Below are 17,825 nucleotides of genomic sequence, written 5' to 3' on the forward strand. Positions count from 1 at the left end.
TAAAAAGTGGATGTGGACATGTAAGTGTTCATGGAGCTGTTTGGAGAGAGGTCGCCAAATCGAAAGAATAATTCCCATATATTTCAATTGTCAATAGATAAAAGTGACAAAGTTATTACATTATATTTAAGAAACCCTTTTATTCTTTTCATTTTTAACATACAATCGAAATGACACTTTAAATGAGGAATGATGCCTAAATGGATAATCTGGAATTATCCTTCAATCCAATATTACTGCTAGTAGCCATTTTATTGACAGTCATGTCATCATATACAGCACTCGATTTATTCAGTCTAATAAAATCATCTGATCGAAATAAGCGATTCTTGTTTTTGGGAGGGACATTTTCCCTTGGCATAGGGATCTGGGTTATGAATTTCTTTGGAATGCTTGCAATGAACCTAAATGGCAATGTATCTTACCGAATTCCAATAACAGTATTATCGATTATTTTGGCTATTTCATTTACAGCCATGGCGTTCTATGCAATGACTGGAAAGTCTGTGCAAAAAAGCAATATACTTGCAGGAAGCTTGTTCATGATGCTTGCAGTCCTTGTAGTTCATATTTTAGGAATGTACTCAATGAGGTTAGATTTCAGTTATCAGCCATTTATTTTTCTAATTGCACTTGCACTCGTTTTTGTATCATTTTACTTTTCCTTCTGGATGCTATTCTTTTCAAAAAGTTTCACTCAAGGAGCCCATGGTTGGATTAAGCCGCTAAGTGCTCTATTCGTGACGGCTGCAATTGTAGAAGGTCATTTTCTTTTAACAAAAGCATCTTCTATCAATATGAACAACGGTCTTGTAGAGCAGACGGGAATTCCAGAGTCCCTGATCAGTTATCTTATTGTTTTTATCTCGGTTCTTATCCTTGCTGGCTTGATCGGATCTAGTGCGTTAATCAGCAAAAGGCTTGCAGTTTCAGATACCAATTTGAAGGATATCACAGACGCACTTAATTCATCAGCAATTGTTGCGATCACTGATCCTAAAGGGAACATCACGTATGTTAATGAAAAATTCATTGAGATTTCTGGGTATAGTGAAGCCGAGCTTTTGGGTCAAAATCATTCGATATTGAATTCTGGGCTTCATACGAAGGCATTTTTCAAGGATATGTGGAAAACGATTGGTTCTGGAGATGTGTGGAAGGGTGAAATCCGGAATAAGAAGAAAGATGATTCTTATTATTGGGTTGATACAACTATTGTTCCTTTCCTGAATAGTAAAGGCAAGCCATATCAATATGTCTCAATCCGTTCTGATATTACTCAACGAAAGCAGGCGGAAGCAAGCCTAAAGGAAACACTGAAAGAGGTCAATGATATTAATTTTGCACTCGATCAATCTTCCATCGTGGCTTTTACTGACGAGAAAGGGATCATCAAGAATGTTAATGATAAATTCTGTGAGATCTCTAAATACGACAAGGCCGAATTGATTGGTAATGACCACAGCTTATTGAATTCTGGGTTGCATTCGAAGGAATTCTTTAAAAATCTATGGAAAACGATAGGATCAGGTCAAGTTTGGAAAGGTGATATCCGAAACAGGGCGAAGGACGGTTCTTTTTATTGGGTTGACACCACGATTGTTCCTTTCTTGAATGAAAATGGGAAACCATATCAATATCTTGCCATTCGTAACGACATCACAGAAAAGAAAAAGTCAGAGGAAATGCTGCACCGCCAGGATAAGCTTGCAGCGGTTGGCCAGCTTGCTGCCGGTGTTGCCCATGAAATCAGAAACCCGCTGACATCCATGAAAGGGTATGCTGAATTCCTTCAGCTTGATGAAAAGGAACCGCAGCGTCAGGAGTTTATCGAAATCATACTCGATGAGATTGACCGAGTTAATAATATTGTTGAAGAGTTCATGGTACTTGCAAAACCGAAGGCTGTGGAACTTGAGGAACAAAATATCATTCCGATTGTCCAGAATGTCGTGTCGATGCTAAAGTTTGAAGCAAGAAAAAGAAATGTCAAACTGGAATTTGATGCTACAGAGGAAATTGTTCAGATTGAATGTGATGAGAACCGCTTGAAGCAAGTGTTCTTGAATTTCATTAAAAATGGGATTGAAGCAATGCCTGATGGTGGAGACCTAATAGTTAGCACAAAAATACAAGATGGCAATGTCGTCATCTCCATCAAAGATACAGGTGTTGGAATTCCTCCAGAAACTCTGAAGAAGATTGGAGAACCATTTTACACTACTAAGAAAAATGGGAACGGTCTAGTCCTGATGGTAAGCTTCAAGATTATTGAAAGCCACAATGGAAAAGTATATATCGAAAGTGAACAGAACAAAGGCACGACATTCAAAATTATGCTCCCGGCGAAATCTGCATAATGGAAAGTCTGGTAAGGCAGGAGATGCTCCTGCCTTATTTTTTTATACTTTCTGAGCGAGGAAGTCAGGATTTGTCGAAAAAATGTTTATAATATGACAAAAAAAACTTATGATTTTTTTACATCGCATTGAAAATTTAGACTACTATGGAAGTAAGAGGAATTTATAGAAATTACCGGAGGGGAAGCTATGTCATCGATTAGCCAGGTTAAAACGGTTTGTGGTTATTGTGGTACAGGCTGCGGTTTGGTATTGGATGTAGAGGATAATAAGATTGTTAAAATAAGAGGAGACAAAGAAGCGCCAGTAAATAAAGGACAGACATGTGTAAAAGGTGCTTTTGCCTACCAATATGTCCATGCTCCGAAACGATTGAAAACACCTATGATCAGAAAAGCAGGAGAGCTTGTTAAGGCTACATGGGATGAAGCATATGACTATATCGCAAGCCGGTTGTCTAAATTGAAGGATGAGTTTGGACCAGAGTCGCTTTCAATGTTCGCATGTGCACGCACTACCAATGAATCGAACTATATTACCCAGAAGTTTATGAGGACTGCTATCGGGAGCAATAATATTGATGGCTGTAACCGAACCTGACACGCTCCTAGTGTCGCCGGTCTGGCGACTGTTTTTGGAAGCGGTTTCCCAACAAATACTTTAGAAGATATTGATGAGGCAGAGGTTCTTTTATTAATGGGATCCAATACAACGGAAGCCCATCCAATCATTGGCAATAGAATAAAAAAAGCTGCCAAAGGCGGTCTTAAATTAGTTGTCATTGATCCAAGAAAAATCGATATGGTCAAATCAGCTCATAAACATTTGCAAATTAACGTTGGGACCGATATTGCGCTGATCAACGCGATTATTAGAATTATCATTACTGAAAAATTGTATGATGAAAATTTCATTGGCAGACACACTGAAGATTTTGATGTGCTGCTGTCAAAGGTTGAACGATACACACCTGAATATTCAGCAGAAATTACAGGTTTAGCAGCAGAAGATATTCTTGAAGTTGCTAGAATTTATGCAAAGGCCAACAAAGCTATGATTGCATACACACTAGGTATTACAGAGCACCACTGTGGCGTGAACAACGTATTCGATATCGCCAACCTTGCGTTGCTGAGTGACCATATCGGGAAGCCTGGTTCCGGCATTATGCCATTAAGAGGGCAGAATAACGTTCAGGGCGCAGGAGATATGGGTTGTTTACCGAACCAGCTGACGGGTGCTGTAAGCTTACTGGATGACGAGTATCGGGCACGCTTCGAAAATAAATGGAAGATAGAAATCAATAAAAAAGTCGGTGACACACAGACGAGGACCTTCGATAAAATCGATACAGGGGAAATCAAAGCATTATATTGCATAGGAGAGAATCCGCTAGTTGCCGATGTTCACATGAACCATACTAGAAGCTTATTAGAAAAACTCGATTTCCTTGTTGTTCAAGATATTTTCATGACAGAAACAGCTGAGATGGCTGATGTCGTGCTGCCAGCCAAGTCATGGGGCGAGGTTGACGGCACATACACGAATACAGACAGGAGAGTACAGCGTGTACGCACCGCGGTCAATGCACAGCCAGGAGTAAAGGAAGATTGGGAGATATTATGTGAACTCTCCACTAAGATGGGGTATCCAATGGGATATAGTTCTAGCGAAGAAATTTGGAATGAAGTAAGAGAACTTGCCTGGGAGATGTATGGCGGCATCTCTTATGAACGTCTTGATAAAGAGTATGGAATACACTATCCATGTCCCGATGTAACTCATCCTGGCACGAAAGTACTTCATGAAAGATTTCATGTTGATAAAGAAAATGAAAAGCGCTCAAGTTTTGTACCAGTTGAATTCACACCACCTTTAGAACTGCCTGATGAACAATTTCCTTTTACTCTGACGACCGGCAGGAGGTATGAATCCTACAATACTCATACACAAACCCGTCACTATGCAGCTGGTGTGAAAATTAAGCAAACAGAGGAAACGTTGGATATACATCCTGAAGATGCACTGCGCCTTCATATTAATGACGGCGATGTTGTAAGGGTAAGTTCAAGGCGGGGAACTCTTGAGGTAAAGGCGAAAATAACAGATCAGGTAGTTCCCGTCCTCGTTTTCATGAGTTTCCATTGGTCTGAAGTTCCAACTAACGTTCTTACCTTAAATGAATATGACCCTATATCCGGGACTGCAGAATTTAAAGCATGTGCAGTTAAAATTGAAACAATTGCATAAAAAACTAAAAAGCTAAAATCTCCCTCGTGAGATTTTAGCTTTTTTACATATTCGTAGAACTATCTAGGGCGGCTTTTTTAAAAGAGATTACAGTTTTTTATATAAGAAAAATATGGATACACATGAAAACTATAGAATATTTTTCAAATTAGCTAGAAAATAGTCCTACTAAAGTAGTGTATAAACTGAATTTTCAGTTAATGTGACATGTTCTCGTTATCATTCTGTTATTCTCGTAATCCAATTTAAATGTGCTTGTTCTTTTTGTACCGAAAATCTATGATACGATAATTCACGTGATAAAAATTAGCCGATGGGAGGCAAACAAATGAAAAAGTCATTATTATCTTTGGTTGCAGCAGCGGCAATTTCTGGAGCTGCCGGTACACAAGCACAGGCAGAGGAAATCGTCGTACATAAGGGGGATACACTTTGGGGTATTTCTAAGGAATACGGCGTAACAGTGGGTTCATTAAAAGAATGGAATAATTTATCGAGTGATGTAATCCATCCGAACGATTTACTAGAAGTATCTCCTATAAAGTATGCACATGTTAGAAACGGTGATACGCTTTGGAATATTGCAAAAGCTTATGGTGTTACAGTAAACGATTTAAAAGAATGGAATAAATTATCATCAGATCTTATTCATCCTGGTATGAAATTGGCTGTGTATACAAACATGCCAACTGAGATGAAGGTCGAGAAAGAGACTGCCAAGCAGGCTGTTACTCCTGTTGCAACGCCCGCAGTAACACCTGCAAGTCAGGCAACGGCTAAGCCGGCAGCAGCACCTGCAAGTCAGGCAACAGCTAAGCCTGCAGCAACGACAAACCAGATTACCGTTGAAGCGACAGCTTATACAGCAAATTGCACAGGATGCTCAGGAATCACGAAGACTGGTGTGAACTTGAAAGCTAACCCGAATGCAAAAGTAATTGCTGTTGATCCAACTGTTATTCCTCTTGGATCTAAAGTGTATGTTGAAGGTTATGGCTATGCCACTGCTGAAGATATTGGCGGAGCCATCAAAGGAAATCGCATCGATGTCTTTATCCCTACTCAAAGCGCTGCTCTTCAGTGGGGAAGAAAGCAAGTGAAAGTTACAATCTTAGATTAAACTATAATTCGGAAATCCATGAAATTATAGTCCTTAAAGCATTGGCAATCTGCCAATGCTTTTTTTACTGAATAAGAAGTATGAATTTTTTCACTTCGATTAGTGTCTAGCTCCAGCGCCTAGCCCCTCGAGTCGCTAGTCCTGCTGCGGCTCCTAACTCCTCGAGACGTTTCGGTCCTGCCAATGAAGTCAAAGAGCGACTTCACTGTCAGGCCCTCCAACGCTTGTCGGAGTTGGGCAGTCGCCTCCGCATTTCGAATTGTCTAGTGTCGCCTCCTAGAAACTCCGAAACTTCAACTCCGCCGGCAGAAGCAAAAAGCGCTTCTTTGTCGGAGTCTCCAGTTTCTGCGTTTCTGGGCAGACGGCTATACTTTTCGATTTCGGTCCTGCCAATGAAGTCAAAGAACGACTTCACTGTCAGGCCCTCCAGCGCTTGTCGGGGCTGACCAAGGCGCTTCCGCTTTTCTTACTTTTCCTGTTTTGTTTTTGTCATAAACGTTTTACCATTGATAATTTTCTTTTGTGTGATATTGGGCATGATAAGGCTTAAGAAAAACTGTGAGAATTTGGAGGATTGTTCTTCAATTTTTTCAAGGATTGAGTTGGCCTTTTGCGTTAAAGATATCTTGATTTCGCAAAGCTGATCAGTAATTTTTTCACCAACAGCCTCTTGTTTTCCGAGGCTTTCCATAATGGTTTCATGGAAAATTCCCTGCAAATCCGCATGCTTTGCAAGCATATCCTGCAGCTCTTCCTGCTTTTTAGCTTGTATTACCAGTGCATTAGTAACATCTTCATACTCGAGAAGCTTACGGTTCAAGTCCTGTATCATTGATTGCTGATGAGCCAATTGATTTAAAATAGCCTCGCTTGTCAGCTCCCGGTTCAAGAGAGCCTTTGAAAATTGTTCGTGGATTTCTTCGAGCTTAACCAGTTTTTCATCGATTTCTGTTGTGGATTCCTTTTGCTCAGATAAGTTTTCGATTACTCTTTCTGAAAAGTTTTCCTGTTTGGACAGAAAAGTAACCATTTCCTGAAACTGAGTATATTGTTCTTGTCTATTATGCTCCAGCGTACGATTGAATTTAGTTACGCTCCCTGTCAAATCACCATTGAGCTTTTGCTGCTCATTAAGGATTTCCTGTAAATAATTTAGCCGGTAATTCTCCTGGTTGCTTTGATCTTCGATCTGATCATTTTTGCTATAAACCTGTGGTGAGACAAAACCATTCACAAATAATGGCATAGGCATCACTCCTTATAAAAGTTGTCATATATACTATGACTTGTGCTCCAATATTGGTACTTGCGGCAAAGATAGCACTTATTACCTTTTATTAAATAGGGAAGAATGCAGCAAGCTAATAAAAACTGCACTAAAGAAAGGAGCAGCTGATATGCTAACAAAAGGGCAGCTGTCGGCATTCAAGGCAGAGCTTCTCAAAAACAAAAAAAATCTTGAGTCCCATCTAGACGCTAACGATCATTTTGACCTCAGAAGTGACCATGCTCACGAGTCAACTGGAGAACTTTCGAGTTATGATAACCATCCGGGTGATGAAGGGACTGAATTATATGAGCGTGAAAAGGATATTGCACTGAACGATCATGTAGAATATCAAATCCAGAGTATAGATAAAGCCTTAAAGACCATTGAAACAGGAACATATGGCAAATGCGAAGTTTGCGGTCGCGAGATTCCTGATGAGCGTCTTCGGGCTTTACCAGAAACTACGTTTTGCATTGAACATACGCCTGACCGCACCGTTTCACATAACCGTCCTATCGAAGAAGGGGTGCTCATGCCGCCTTTTGGAAAATTCGATCTGGATAACAAGGATGAAAATGTCGCATTCGATGCAGAAGATTCCTGGCAAGAGGTTTCTAGCTGGGGTACTTCCGAAACTCCATCGGATTTCATGACGCCACAGAATCATTATAATGACACCTATATTGAATCAGAAGAGAATGTAGGCTATGTTGAGGATTATGAGAATTTTGTTGGAAACGATATTACTGGCAAAGAAATAACCATTTATCCTAATAAGCAGCATGAAAAGTACGAAAGCGAGCTCGACGAAGAGGGAATCATGACATCATTTGGCGACCTGCCTGCATACGAGCATGACCCATATGTAGACAATGATAAGTAGATTTGTGAAAAAGACCAGCAATGGTCTTTTTTGTTGTTTCCATTGATAGTTTTTGTGATGATTAAAACCTTTCAAGACAGGGAAAAGACAAGCATACTTAATATGTCAATGAGAGGTGAGCCATAATTGAAAGAGAAACTTAAGTACTATGGAAAAAGCTTGCTGGGCGAGCTGAAAAAAGACCGAGCTACAGGACTGGCTGCTCAACAGGCGTATTATTATATGTTAGCATTGTTTCCATTACTGATTTTGTTGATTGCCATTGTTCCATATTTAAATATTGATCCCCAAAAAGCGATAAATGTTGTCAATCAATTATTGCCTTCGCAATCAGCTGAATTATTAAGAGATAATGTTGTCAACCTTGTCAGTGAAAGAAATGGCGGTTTGCTTACTTTTGGTATCATCGGTACTATTTGGTCAGCATCGAGTGGAATGAATGCTTTTATAAAAGCAATGAATATTGCGTTTGATGTAGAAGAAACGAGATCATTCATCAAGACCAGACTCGTATCAATAATGCTGACTTTTGGACTGATTTTAGCATTTGTAGTAGCGCTCCTCTTGCCGGTATTCGGAAAAATCATAATGGATACAGTCCAATCAATTATCCCAATTCCTGAGCCATTCGATATAGTATTTAACATTGTAAGATGGCTTGTTGCAATTATCGTAATGGCAGCGGTATTGGCAGCATTATATCAAGTCGCTCCAAACAAACACTATCCATTTAAGCATGTTATACCAGGTGCGATTTTCGCGACGGTCGTATGGCAGCTTATTTCCCTTGGGTTTTCGTTTTATGTTAGTAATTTCGGAAACTATTCGGCCACATATGGTAGCATTGGCGGTGTCATCGTTTTAATGCTCTGGTTATTCCTGACCGGACTTGCCCTTGTACTTGGAGGAGAAATCAATGCGATTTACCATAGGGACCAGACGGGTGAAGAGCAGGTAGAAGAGCATGCAGCTTCAGTAAATAGTTAAAAACAGCAGATAATCTGCTGTTTTTTTGTTCGTAATATGAAGGTTATTTGTAAGAATGGAAGGGGAAATCACTTCCGATGTTAGTAAAGCAATTCATATACTTCATTTAATTGTTGTGCTCTTATTTCGTCTGATTCATTTTTTGCGTACTCAATTGCTTTAGGAAGAATTTTATTTAAAAACTCTAATTCTTCAGCGGTGAGGTCCTTGACAAAGTCACCCTCAGATAGGTAATCTCCTTGTTCTAAGCGATCATAGATCTTCTTGCTAAGCGGGTAAGTCTCCGTGTAATTAGAAATGATTTCGCGTAAATAAGCCTGTGTTTTTTCCATCGTCTACTCCTTGAAATATTCTTTAAATTGTTCAGAGTCAGTTGTTTGATCGTTTTTGAAATAAGGATTTTCCTCAGTTGCATCACTCGGATCCAAATTTGTTTTAATGACAAGCTGAGGTCCATTCGCTGGTTCTGCGATAACTCGGTCTGTCATTTCCTTGAAGTCAGGAATGTTTTTATTTCCAGGCTGTTTAGGTTCCATTTTTCAACACCTCCATTTTATAAGTTGCATTACTGAAGGGTAGATTATGTACAAGCTAATTATTGGAAAAACTTCCGTAACAGTTTCCCAAAGTTATTCGGAGGGAAACATAAAATGGACTTTACTGGAATGGGGTGTCGAATTATGAAAGCGGTTACTTATCAAGGTTCTAAAGACGTACAAGTGAAAAATGTAGAAGCACCAAAAATAGAACATGAACAAGATATGATCATTAAAATTACATCTACAGCAATTTGCGGATCTGACCTCCATCTTTACCAAGGCAATATGCCTCTTCGTCCAGGATACATCATCGGGCATGAGCCAATGGGTATTGTAGAAGAAGTGGGCAAAGGCCCAGGAGTGAAGAATTTGAAAAAAGGAGATCGTGTTGTCATTCCTTTCAACGTTTCATGTGGTGAGTGTTTTTACTGCCAGAACCAAATGGAAAGTCAATGTGATAACACTAATGAATACAAGGATACAGGAGGGTATTTTGGGTACACCGAACAATATGGTAATCACCCCGGAGGACAGGCAGAATATTTAAAAGTGCCTTACGCTGATTTTACATCCTTTGTCGTGCCTGAGTCATGTGAGCTAGAGGATGAGTCGTTATTATTCCTATCGGACGTCATACCAACTGCATGGTGGAGCGTAGAACACGCCGGCGTAAAAAAAGGAGATACAGTAATTGTTCTTGGCAGTGGGCCAATTGGATTGATGACGCAAAAATTTGCCTGGATGAAAGGGGCAAAACGAGTCATTGCTGTTGATCACCTCGACTACAGATTGATGCATGCTAGAAAGACCAATAATGTAGAAATTTTTGATTTTACACAGGAAGATGATCCAGGGAAATTCCTGCAAGACTTGACTGACGGTGGTGCGGACGTAGTAATAGATTGTGTAGGAATGGATGGTAAGAAGTCTGTTGTGGAAAAAGTGGAACAAAAATTGAAGCTTCAGGGTGGTACCCTTTCAGCACTGGAAATTGCCCATACTGCTATAAGGAAATTCGGGACCTTACAAATCACCGGGGTATATGGGTTAAGGTATAATATGTTCCCGCTTGGCCGATTCTTCGAACGCAATATCACAATGAAAATGGGACAGGCTCCAGTTATTCACTACATGCCTAAACTATTCGACATGGTCTCTAACGGTGAATTTGATCCAACTGACATCATCACACATAAAATCCCCCTTGAAGATGCAGCGAAAGGGTATGAGATGTTCAATGACCGAAAAGATGACTGTATCAAGGTAGTTTTAAAGCCTTAAGATACTTGAGTATTGAATCTCCTAAATCAATAAGAATTGGCGACAGTTAATCCATGGAGCCATAAAGAAAGGACCTGGTTTAAGCAATAGCTTTTCCAGGGCCTTTTTTATTATAATAGGTAAAAACGAAAACAGATAGGAGTACTGATTTTGGGGAAGTTGTTTGCTTTTTTTTATGATACATTCATGGGACCTCTTGAAAAAAGGTGGATCGCACGGGTCAGGAAAAAGATAGTTTCTGGATTAGAGGGAAATGTACTTGAAATTGGTGCAGGTACGGGAGCGAATTTCCCTTATTATTCTAAAGAAAAAGTGGAAAGGTTTGTTTCACTGGAGCCAAATCCCTATATGCTTGATCAGGCAAAACGCAGAGCGAAAGAGTTCGAACTGCCAGTCGAGTTCCACCAGGGGATGGCAGAAGCACTTCCTTTTCATGATGGTGAGTTTGATACAGTTGTAGCTACCCTTGTTCTTTGCTCCGTAAATGATCCGCAAAAAGTATTTCAGGAAATGAGAAGAGTGTGTAAACCAGGAGGGAAAATTGTTCTTTTTGAGCATGTCAGAACAGAATCGAAAACGCTTGCGGCTTTGCAGGATGTCCTGACTCCGGTCTGGAAACGGCTATGTGATGGCTGCCATTTGAATCGTGACACAGGTCACTATATGAAGGAATCCGGAATCAAAATGGTAAAAGAAAAGAAGCATTTTAATGGGATTTTTGTTGAATATGAGGGGCTTAATCCAAAATGATTGTATGCAATCACGCCCTTCACTCTTCTCCATACACTGATACAAAGAATTTGGGGAGGATAGACATGTATCCATATTATGAACATTACAGACAGAATCAAAAGCTTGTTAATGATCTAATTAAAGCTATAAATGGTGAATACAGTGCCACACAATGCTATGCAAAGCTTGCAGGTATGGCACCGAATGCTGAACAGCGGGACCAAATCAATGAAATACTTAATGATGAAAAAAAACATCTACAGCAGTTTTCACAAATTTATACAACTTTAACAGGAAAGCAGCCACGTCCAATGTTGATTGAAGAATGTGGTGAATCATATGTTGCAGCACTTGAAGCATCTTTCAAGGATGAACAAAGAACAACTGATTTTTATCATGAAATAGCTGATGAAGCTGCTGACCCGGTTATAAAAGAAGTTTTCAGGCGTGCTGCTTATGATGAACAGAACCATGCCGTCTGGTTTCTTTATTATTTAGGAAAAGAAAAGTAGGAGCTGGAGTAATCTAGCTCCTTTTTCCTATTTTGATAGTTTTCACTATTTTTACATATTAAATATAAAATTAGTAGTGTTATTTATACTACAATGGGTATAGTGGAATTGAGTAGCACTTGAATAATCTACATAGGGAGGAAAACATTATGAAAAATAGTCTTGCAATTATTATTGGTTTTTTAATCGTTGGTTCATTATTTGTCGGCTGGAAAATAAGCCAAGACCTGGGGCCAGCTGATACAGCAACTGCGCCTCTGCCGCAAACTGAGAGCGCCAGCAAAGAAATTGAGTTCAATCCGCCAAGCATGGAGGATGTACCTGATGGTCCACTTGGGGAAAGTATTAAATATGGCTATGAGCTGGTCATGGAAACAAATAAAGTAGCTGATGAGTACGTTGGCAATAACCTTTCATGTGCAAGCTGTCACGCAAATGGAGGCACAGTGATGGAAGAAGCACCGATGGTAGGACTTTCTGCCGTCTATCCAGAATACAGGCCGCGTGAGGGCGAGGTTTACACTCTTGAAGATCGAATCAATGGGTGTATGATCCGAAGCATGAATGGAAAAATGTTTCCGACTGACAGTAAAGAAATGCGCGCGATGATTGCTTATCTGCAATACATGTCAGAAGGTGTACCGGCTGGAGCGGACCTTTCATGGAGAGCACCTAAAGAGCCTAAGCAATACCCGGTCCCTAACATTGAGGATGGAGAAAAGCTTTACGCACAATCATGTGCAAGCTGCCATGCTGCTGATGGATCCGGTACTGGAACAAACACAGGGCCTGCTGTTTGGGGAGAAAATTCTTTCAACGACGGTGCAGGTATGTCAAGAATGACGAAGATGGCAGGATACGTTAAGAAGAACATGCCTAAAGGACAGGGTGGAACTTTATCTGACCAGCAAGCGATCGATTTGGCTGCATATATCCTTTCTCATGACCGACCAGAATTTCAAGGGCATGAAGGTGACTGGCCGAAAGGCGGGAGACCGGCAGACATCATGAACAAGGAAAAACGTGAACAAGTCAAAAACGGCACAATTGATTGGGAAGCAATTCTCTCGGTAAAAAATTAGACTAATAGAAACCCAGCACCTGTACACAGGTGCTGGGTTTTCTTATAATTCGCCATTATACAAACTCAAGTAACCAAGCTTATGTGAGGTTAAAGCACTTACAAGAACGATGCAGATCAGCAAACCAAACAGCAGCCAATCCCTTTTAGAAACTGGGATTACTCGATAGAATTCTCGTTCTTTATCTCCAGTGAAACCTTTTGACTCCATTGCAATAGCTGTTCTTTCTGCTTTTCTGATTCCGCTCGCGAGTAAAGGAATGCCATACTTCTTTATTTGCTTTATTTTATCCGATAAAGTTTCTGTTCTTCCTGCACCTCTAATTCGATGGGCACTTCTAATTATCTCAAATTCATTTTTTATCATAGGGAGGAATTGATATCCCGCCATGATGGAATAGGCAATTTTCGGAGATAACTTGCATTGCTGCATTAAGCTAAGCAAAAAGTTAAATGGATTGGTCGTAAGGGCAAATAGAAGTGAAAGGGAAGCAAAACTTAGCACTCTTAATCCAAGTGATATGCTCCTTTGTACCCCTTCAGCAGTGATGGTGATGAACCACCATTCCCAGATAATGCTGTCTCCCCAATCTACTCTCGGGAACAAAAGTGATGACCAGACATAGACAATCGCCATGAAGAGGAAAGGAGAAAATAACAGGATCCACTTCTTAAAATGTATCTTCCCAAAAATAAATGTGATTGCTATAGTCAAAATGAGACTAAGCAAAGGTGTGACTGGATCGAAAAATATCGATAGCAGCAAGATGCTGACAAGAATGCTAAGGGCTTTAATGCTCGGGTTCATTTCATTTAACAGCATATCTTCCCTCCACATGCATTGCCATTTCCCTGAGGAACGGGACTCTTAAATTCGCTCTCGCCAAAATTCCTGGTTGATCCCAAAGGTTGCCTGGAGACTCGTAAAATAACATATTTCCTTTTTCGAGTACTAAAACTTTATCTGCGTAACGATCAATTATATCCATATCATGGGTAATCATGATGATGCTGCCTGTCTCTGGTACAGCCTTGACAGCAAAGTCAATGATTTCCTTTGAAGTAACCGCATCCTGACCAAAGGTTGGTTCGTCCATGATCAAAACCTCCTGTCCATTCACCAGCATGACCGCCACACTCAGTCTTCTTTTTTGACCCTGGCTTAAAGAGAAGGGATGATTATATAACTGATCGGCCATACGAAGTTTTTTTAGAATCTCTGTATTTTTATATTTTTGTGGACCTTGCTCTTTCGCTTGAAGGCTGTAATTAATTTCTTCGATCACAGAATCAGTAATAAATTGATGCTCTGGATTCTGGAATACATATCCGAGCCTTCTCCATTTTTTTTCATCATGCCACTCTCCTAATGAGAGACCATACAGCCTTATTTCACCTCTTGATGGAATTAAACCGGCCAAACATTTGGAGAAAGTCGTCTTCCCTGATCCGTTAGCCCCGGCTATTGCAATGAATTCACCCGCATGAATTGATAAAGAGATTTCTTGGATGATTTCATGATTGTCTCTTGAATAGCTGACACCCTTCGCACTGATAATGGAAGGAGAGGGGGTGTGCATTTGCTTACGGCTGTCAGTTGATAAAAATTCAATTGTTTGCCCTATATCCTCACTATGTTCAATGATTTCACTTATTGTCATTGGCAGTGAAGAACTCTTTAACAAACCAGCATCCTGTAGTCTCAATCCAACATGAATGGTGCGGGGGAGCCATATGCCTTCACTTGCGAGTTCTCTTGCATATTCTGCAAAGCAAATGTTTGGCGGACCGTTTAAAAACAGCTCACCCTTGGAATTGAAAATGATGCAGCGATCCACAAAATCGAGCCAATTGTCCAAATTGTGCTCAATAACGAGGATACTGAAGGAATGAGATTTTTTTAATTTTTTTAAAGTCTGTACTAGTTCGAACCCAGAAGCAGGGTCTAGATTAGCGGTTGGTTCATCAAGGATCAATAATTCCGGTTCCATTGCCAGTGCACAGGCAATCGCAAGCTTTTGCTTTTGACCGCCTGAGAGGGTGTGAATCAGTCTGTGTTTGAATGGCAACAAGTCTACTAAATCAAGTACATAATGTATTCTTTCTTCCATTTCTAATCTGGGGAAACGTATATTTTCTAATACAAAAGCCACTTCTTCCTCGGCAGTCAGCATGCAAAATTGGGAATCAGGATCCTGCATGACAAATCCAATTTTTCGGTTTGCTTCTCCTGGCTCAAAGGAGGATAACGCTCGCCCTTTATAATTAATATAGCCATTCATGATTCCATCAACAGAAGACGGATACAGATTATTCAGACAGTATGCGAGGGTACTCTTTCCTGAACCGCTTGGGCCCAAAACAAGTATATTCTCATTTTCATTAATTTCGAAGGTAATGTTTTTTAAGACAGGATCCTGGCCAGCCTCAAACCTGAAAGATAAGTTTGACACCTCCAAAAATGGACGACTAGGCTGAGATATCATCGTTATGCTTTGCCTTTCTGGCTTCCTTGCCAAGCGGGAAGCTATTTAACGCTCCAGTCTTTGCGAGGCTGTCACTTATGTATTTACCAAGTAGGCCGGCTAATATTGCTCCGCTTGCAAGCCTGACGAAAAACATCGCTGTTACATAACCAGGTGACAGTGCAGCAAATCCTCCTAAAAAATAGCCCCATAAAAAGCTGGTGATTGAGGAACCCATTCCTGCAGCCACCAGCACCCATGCTGAATAGTTCTTCCATTTGGTTGCTGCAAAAGCTGCTTCTGCACCAAGTCCCTGAATAATGCCAACAAGGATCAGGCGTGGACCAATAGCATTGCCAAGCATGACCTCTATAGTTGCAGCTATCGTTTCTGATAATACAGCTGCTCCAGGCTTCCTGATGATATATGCAGCTATTATGGAAACGATGAACCAGATTCCGAATATCAAATCATAGCCAATAAGGCCAAACATACCTACAAGTACATTGCCGATTTGTAAGAATAGGAGGTAGATGACCCCAAAAACGACTGCCAGGACAGAGAGGACAACAACCTCACGAAGTTTCCAGTTGGCGAGCATCATTGACCCTCCTTGCGAGAAGGGCTATTGGCTGACATAGTCACCGTCATGACAATATGTGAAGAATCACTGTTCCGGGCACCTTCAAACGCACTTTCCAAAGCTGCAAACACCTTATTGCCATCACCATCTAATCTTGAAGAATAATGAACGCCTCCGCTAAAGACACCTTGCTGGTCAACAGTCTTAATTTGATCCATAATGACATCCATATATCCAGGAATACCTAATGGATAGAGAGCGAACTGGGTTGCGACCTCCAGGCTGATTTTCTGTGAAAGCTCTTTATTCATAAGAATTAAATCTTCTGCCATGAATGCATCCCCAGCACTGTCACCAGGACATCCATTTGAAAATGTCGCATTCAGGACCACATGGTCTCCCGCAATTGATGCATTCAGAAATATAGCCTTAACAACGTCAAAAACATGTTCTGAATGACCACGCACACATGTGCTGATATCATCTGACTTCATCCATACCTTTGTTGTGTCAACTTTCTTCAGTGAAGAGAGGATAATATCCACGAACCTGTCTGTCATTGGGTAAATTGAAAAACTCGCCCCTGTAATCTCGCTAGTACCGCAAAGAATCTCTTTCAATTCAAAACAGCTCCTTTTGTTCATTTATTGGAAAATAAAAAACTGCATCCAGCGTGGTGGATGCAGTTGAATTCTATCGTTAGAATAAAAAAGAAATATAACGAAGAGCTTCTCCTGCACTTCCCCACGCTGGTATTATCCAGATCGGGTCATAAGGGTCAGAACAAAGTTCTTCTCAGCCATAAGCTCCCCTAGTGCAAAAAATTATGCAGTTGTTGTTTCCAAAATCATCTTAGTTGAAATAGTTTGAATTGTAAATGCCTAATTTAAAAAATGTGAATCATTCCGAATCGCGCTGGAAAAATTTACTCCCATTGTAGCTTTCCAGGGTGCCCAGCTCATTATTTAACAGCCACTCCATTTCCTCCAACGCGGTTTTCGAGACAACAGGATCGCCCAATGACCAATTCACAGTATACACGAAGTAATAATCTTTAATTTGGCGGAATAAGGCGATTGAGTTTGGAAATACGTCAAATTGAGCTTTGATATTATATCTCTTTGTGTATGACCATTTTATAAGCTTCATAGAAACTCTCCATATTGTTAAAGTATACTTTTAGAGGGTGATAGGGCACAGATATAAATTACCCTTAAGTATGAGAAAAAAACGGATATCAAACCAACATAGTGTTGAAAGATGCCGGAATATGTTAAAATAGAGAACGTTGCAGTGGTGTTAGCGACGCATATCTACATAATATCAAACTGCTAGCAATATGATAGATTTTTATTTTTATATAGTAGCAGAAGTATTTGGAGGAAGCTGAATCATGAATGAAACCCAAAGAATTCAATTGAACGTTAGAGTCTCCAAGGATACATCTGACAAGCTTGACGAGATTGTAGAATACTATCAGGAAAATACCAAGGTCGGCAGAATATACAAAGGCGATGTATTAACTGATATTATTGAAAAATCATATGAGATTATGCAAAAGCAAAAGAAGTTGAATAGATAAAGCTATTATCAATTATTGTTTTTCGAATATACATTAGGTTCTTCACTTACATGTTCCGGGAACCCTTCTCGGGCAATAAGAATTCCAATAACAGATGAAAAAACAACAGAGTTTACAATGAAGGTTATAGTTATTAAGTCCTATGCCAAATTGTCAACTCGAAAATGTGGCAAATTAGTG

General features: G+C 40.1%; 19 protein-coding genes, 1 pseudogene and 1 riboswitch. Of the genes and pseudogenes, 11 read left to right on the forward strand and 9 right to left on the reverse strand.

Annotated elements, in window-relative coordinates:
- The first annotated feature begins 200 nt into the window (after window positions 1-200).
- The 4 genes and pseudogenes from LC048_RS08165 to LC048_RS08180 all read left to right on the forward strand — a co-directional run bounded on the left by LC048_RS08165 (window position 201) and on the right by LC048_RS08180 (window position 5,730).
- Complete coding sequence (locus LC048_RS08165) at window positions 201-2,360, forward strand: PAS domain S-box protein (RefSeq protein WP_306049943.1); 2,160 nt, start codon at window positions 201-203, stop codon at window positions 2,358-2,360.
- Window positions 2,361-2,549: 189 nt separating this feature from the next.
- Window positions 2,550-2,708 (forward strand): annotated as a pseudogene (locus tag LC048_RS24990) (hypothetical protein); the annotation flags it as partial.
- Window positions 2,709-2,732: 24 nt separating this feature from the next.
- Window positions 2,733-4,610 (forward strand): formate dehydrogenase subunit alpha, encoded by a 1,878-nt coding sequence (gene fdhF, locus LC048_RS24995; protein ID WP_371932052.1) that lies wholly within the window; start codon window positions 2,733-2,735, stop codon window positions 4,608-4,610.
- A 328-nt stretch (window positions 4,611-4,938) separates the two neighbouring features.
- The gene (locus tag LC048_RS08180) at window positions 4,939-5,730 is read left to right on the forward strand and encodes a 3D domain-containing protein (RefSeq protein ID WP_226604508.1); all 792 of its coding nucleotides are present in this window, start codon (window positions 4,939-4,941) and stop codon (window positions 5,728-5,730) included.
- A gap of 208 nt (window positions 5,731-5,938) precedes the next feature.
- Here the strand turns inward: LC048_RS08180 and LC048_RS08185 are convergent, their stop codons facing one another.
- Together LC048_RS08185 and LC048_RS08190 are read right to left on the reverse strand one after the other, a co-directional pair.
- Window positions 5,939-6,145, reverse strand: a complete 207-nt coding sequence (locus tag LC048_RS08185) for a hypothetical protein (protein ID WP_226601372.1) — start codon at window positions 6,143-6,145, stop codon at window positions 5,939-5,941.
- A 51-nt stretch (window positions 6,146-6,196) separates the two neighbouring features.
- Complete coding sequence (locus LC048_RS08190) at window positions 6,197-6,976, reverse strand: hypothetical protein (RefSeq protein ID WP_226604507.1); 780 nt, start codon at window positions 6,974-6,976, stop codon at window positions 6,197-6,199.
- A gap of 151 nt (window positions 6,977-7,127) precedes the next feature.
- On the opposite strand from LC048_RS08190, the gene LC048_RS08195 reads away from it, so the two are divergent.
- Window positions 7,128-7,883: a TraR/DksA C4-type zinc finger protein gene (locus LC048_RS08195; protein ID WP_306049945.1), complete on the forward strand. Its 756-nt coding sequence runs from the start codon at window positions 7,128-7,130 to the stop codon at window positions 7,881-7,883.
- 126 nt (window positions 7,884-8,009) lie between these two features.
- Window positions 8,010-8,870, forward strand: coding sequence for a YihY/virulence factor BrkB family protein (locus LC048_RS08200; RefSeq protein ID WP_226604504.1), 861 nt, complete (start codon window positions 8,010-8,012; stop codon window positions 8,868-8,870).
- 80 nt (window positions 8,871-8,950) lie between these two features.
- Here the strand turns inward: LC048_RS08200 and LC048_RS08205 are convergent, their stop codons facing one another.
- Both LC048_RS08205 and LC048_RS08210 read right to left on the reverse strand, forming a co-directional pair.
- Window positions 8,951-9,202 (reverse strand): sigma-G-dependent sporulation-specific acid-soluble spore protein CsgA, encoded by a 252-nt coding sequence (locus tag LC048_RS08205; RefSeq protein ID WP_226604503.1) that lies wholly within the window; start codon window positions 9,200-9,202, stop codon window positions 8,951-8,953.
- A 3-nt stretch (window positions 9,203-9,205) separates the two neighbouring features.
- Window positions 9,206-9,406, reverse strand: coding sequence for a hypothetical protein (locus LC048_RS08210; RefSeq protein ID WP_226604500.1), 201 nt, complete (start codon window positions 9,404-9,406; stop codon window positions 9,206-9,208).
- A gap of 144 nt (window positions 9,407-9,550) precedes the next feature.
- On the opposite strand from LC048_RS08210, the gene LC048_RS08215 reads away from it, so the two are divergent.
- The 4 genes from LC048_RS08215 (at window position 9,551) to LC048_RS08230 (ending at window position 13,016) form a co-directional block, all read left to right on the forward strand.
- A complete protein-coding gene (locus tag LC048_RS08215; protein ID WP_306049946.1) occupies window positions 9,551-10,690 on the forward strand; it encodes a zinc-dependent alcohol dehydrogenase in 1,140 nt (379 codons plus the stop codon).
- Window positions 10,691-10,840: 150 nt separating this feature from the next.
- A complete protein-coding gene (locus LC048_RS08220; RefSeq protein WP_226604496.1) occupies window positions 10,841-11,440 on the forward strand; it encodes a class I SAM-dependent methyltransferase in 600 nt (199 codons plus the stop codon).
- 65 nt (window positions 11,441-11,505) lie between these two features.
- Window positions 11,506-11,934 (forward strand): ferritin-like domain-containing protein, encoded by a 429-nt coding sequence (locus LC048_RS08225; RefSeq protein ID WP_226604495.1) that lies wholly within the window; start codon window positions 11,506-11,508, stop codon window positions 11,932-11,934.
- 149 nt (window positions 11,935-12,083) lie between these two features.
- Window positions 12,084-13,016 carry a c-type cytochrome gene (locus LC048_RS08230; RefSeq protein WP_306049948.1) on the forward strand — a complete coding sequence of 311 codons (933 nt, stop codon included), beginning with the start codon at window positions 12,084-12,086 and terminating at the stop codon, window positions 13,014-13,016.
- Window positions 13,017-13,058: 42 nt separating this feature from the next.
- On the opposite strand, the gene LC048_RS08235 is transcribed toward LC048_RS08230, so the two are convergent.
- The 5 genes from LC048_RS08235 to LC048_RS08255 form a co-directional block, all read right to left on the reverse strand.
- A complete protein-coding gene (locus LC048_RS08235) occupies window positions 13,059-13,838 on the reverse strand; it encodes an energy-coupling factor transporter transmembrane component T family protein (RefSeq protein WP_226604491.1) in 780 nt (259 codons plus the stop codon).
- The gene (locus tag LC048_RS08240; protein ID WP_306049950.1) at window positions 13,825-15,501 is read right to left on the reverse strand and encodes an ABC transporter ATP-binding protein; all 1,677 of its coding nucleotides are present in this window, start codon (window positions 15,499-15,501) and stop codon (window positions 13,825-13,827) included. Before LC048_RS08240 ends, LC048_RS08235 begins: the two co-directional genes overlap by 14 nt.
- A complete protein-coding gene (locus LC048_RS08245; protein WP_226604488.1) occupies window positions 15,485-16,081 on the reverse strand; it encodes an ECF transporter S component in 597 nt (198 codons plus the stop codon). Before LC048_RS08245 ends, LC048_RS08240 begins: the two co-directional genes overlap by 17 nt.
- Window positions 16,081-16,683 (reverse strand): Ykof family thiamine-binding protein, encoded by a 603-nt coding sequence (locus LC048_RS08250; protein WP_264188499.1) that lies wholly within the window; start codon window positions 16,681-16,683, stop codon window positions 16,081-16,083. The genes LC048_RS08245 and LC048_RS08250 overlap by 1 nt, the downstream gene beginning before the upstream one ends.
- Before the next feature lie 104 nt (window positions 16,684-16,787).
- A riboswitch (TPP riboswitch) is annotated at window positions 16,788-16,886 on the reverse strand.
- Between the two features lie 77 nt (window positions 16,887-16,963).
- On the reverse strand, window positions 16,964-17,212 hold the full coding sequence (locus tag LC048_RS08255) for a hypothetical protein (protein ID WP_226604484.1): 249 nt from the start codon (window positions 17,210-17,212) through the stop codon (window positions 16,964-16,966).
- Window positions 17,213-17,456: 244 nt separating this feature from the next.
- On the opposite strand from LC048_RS08255, the gene LC048_RS08260 reads away from it, so the two are divergent.
- Window positions 17,457-17,645 (forward strand): hypothetical protein, encoded by a 189-nt coding sequence (locus tag LC048_RS08260; RefSeq protein ID WP_213367925.1) that lies wholly within the window; start codon window positions 17,457-17,459, stop codon window positions 17,643-17,645.
- Window positions 17,646-17,825: the final 180 nt, after the last annotated feature.

Source organism: Mesobacillus subterraneus (assembly GCF_020524355.2).
In the GTDB taxonomy this organism is placed as follows: Bacteria; Bacillota; Bacilli; order Bacillales; family Cytobacillaceae; genus Mesobacillus; species Mesobacillus subterraneus_C.